At 69.6% G+C, this 552-nt stretch carries 1 protein-coding gene; it reads left to right on the top strand.

Translation table 11 applies throughout. The features are described 5' to 3' along the window. A partial coding sequence (locus GPA_RS10485) for a UvrD-helicase domain-containing protein (protein ID WP_156791164.1) occupies positions 1-552 on the top strand: 552 nt, incomplete at both ends.

The raw sequence follows: 552 nt of genomic DNA on the forward strand, positions 1-552 counted from the left end.
CGTTTTTGCCGAAGACGTTCGGCGGTCCCGACGTGAAGGAGCGGGTGGCGGCGTACCAGGAGGTCCACGCGCACGTGTGCCGCAGCCTGGCGCTGGGGCTGGCCTGGCCGCGCATGGCCGAGCTCATGGCGCTCGCGCGCGACGTGGCGGGCCGCTACGAGGGCAAGAAGCGCGCCCTGTGCAAGCTGGACAACGACGATTTGCTGGTGAGGACGCTGGCGGCCTTCGAGGAGCACCCGGACGTGGCCGGCCGCTACGCTGACCGCTTCAAGCTGGTCATGGTGGACGAGTTCCAGGACACGAGCCAGCTGCAGATCGACCTGGTGGCCCACCTGGCCGGGCCGGGGCTTGCGCGCCTGTGCACCGTGGGCGACGCGCAGCAGTCCATCTACCGCTTCCGCGGGGCCGACGTGAACGTGTACGAGGCCCACAAGCGCACGATGCGCTCGGACGAGGTGGGCGCGCTCTACGTGGAGCTTGCGAAGAACTTCCGCAGCCACGCCGACGTGCTCGCGTTCGTGGACCGCGTGTTCGAGCAGCCCCACGTGTTCG

Source organism: Gordonibacter pamelaeae 7-10-1-b (assembly GCF_000210055.1).
GTDB classification, from domain to species: domain Bacteria; phylum Actinomycetota; class Coriobacteriia; order Coriobacteriales; family Eggerthellaceae; genus Gordonibacter; species Gordonibacter pamelaeae.